Origin of the sequence: Pseudoxanthomonas kalamensis DSM 18571, from assembly GCF_010211745.1 — a bacterium.
Lineage (GTDB): Bacteria > Pseudomonadota > Gammaproteobacteria > Xanthomonadales > Xanthomonadaceae > Pseudoxanthomonas_A > Pseudoxanthomonas_A kalamensis.
In genome coordinates this window covers 1-684 of the sequence record NZ_PDWQ01000054.1, presented here as the reverse complement: position 1 = coordinate 684, position 684 = coordinate 1, and the positions used below count along the sequence as shown (strand labels likewise).

Below are 684 nucleotides of genomic sequence, written 5' to 3'. Positions count from 1 at the left end.
GAAAACAAGATCCAGCAGCAGCGCAACGAGATGTCGGTGTGGTTCAACTACGGACCCTCCGCCAGCGCCTGGACCAAGGGACCGGTCGCAGGTCCGATTACCTATTAGGAAATCGTCAATCCGCCCACCAGCGATCTGGCTACCGCCGGCTCCCAGGCGGCCACGCGCAACCAGAACAAGTCGCTGGGTTTCAATGTGGATTGGGCGGTGAACGATCAGTTCAAGCTCAACTGCGACATCCACCGCTCCACCGCCGAAGCCGGCGCGGACAGCCCGTACGGGTCGAGCAACTCGCTGGGCGTATCCGGCTTCTACCGCGGCACCTCGGTGGTGGATTTCAGCAAGGATTTCCCGGTGTTGCAGCAGCAGCTGGGCTTCGGGCTGAATGGCCTGGACCCGTCGCGCACGCTGGTCACCGGCTCGGCGTTTCGCAATAGCTACATGAAGTCGGAAATCGATCAGGCGCAGGTCAACGGCGACTTCACCTTCGAAAACTATTCGCAGTTGAAGTTCGGCATCGGCAGCACCGAGGTCAAGAACCGCTCGGCGTTTTCCAACGTGCAGCGCGACACCTGGGGCGGCAACGGCACCGCGGCCGATGATGCGGACGACCTGTGGATTCCCAGTTCGTTCGCGCAGTACTTCGATGCGCTCGACGGCAGCGGCAATCCGGCGCAGTTCAAC

The 684-nt window shown here is 61.7% G+C and carries 1 pseudogene; it reads left to right on the top strand.

What is annotated here, in order from left to right:
- Positions 1–684 (top strand): annotated as a pseudogene (locus tag CSC70_RS13925) (TonB-dependent receptor); the annotation flags it as partial.